Source organism: Bradyrhizobium lablabi (genome assembly GCF_001440475.1).
Classification (GTDB): Bacteria; Pseudomonadota; Alphaproteobacteria; order Rhizobiales; family Xanthobacteraceae; genus Bradyrhizobium; species Bradyrhizobium lablabi.
The window spans coordinates 1-311 of the sequence record NZ_LLYB01000091.1; the positions used below are offsets into that span (position 1 = coordinate 1).

The window sequence follows — 311 nt, forward strand, 5'->3', positions numbered from 1 at the left end:
CGGCGCGGCCTGCTTCGGTTGAGGTGGCCGCTTCTGCCCGGCCGGCGGCGGCGCGGTCGCCTTGGCCGGATCGGGCTGCGCGCTGACGATGGTCTGGTCAGGGCCTTTGCAGTCCGTCAGCCAGATATCGTAGACCGGATGCTCGACGCCGTGCAGGCCGGGGCTGGCCGCGAACATCCAACCCGAGAAAATCCGCTTCACCTCGCCCTGCAGCGTGATTTCGTCGACCTCGACAAAGGCATCGGTGTTGGCGGCTTCTGTCGACGGCCGCGTGTAGCAGGCGCTGGTCTTCACGCGCAGCGCTCCGAACT

Annotated in this window: 1 protein-coding gene; it reads right to left on the reverse strand. The window is 67.8% G+C overall.

What is annotated here, in order from left to right; translation table 11 throughout:
- Positions 1–311 (reverse strand): DUF2155 domain-containing protein (locus tag CQ14_RS26525; RefSeq protein WP_156435450.1); only part of this gene is annotated, 311 nt, incomplete at both ends.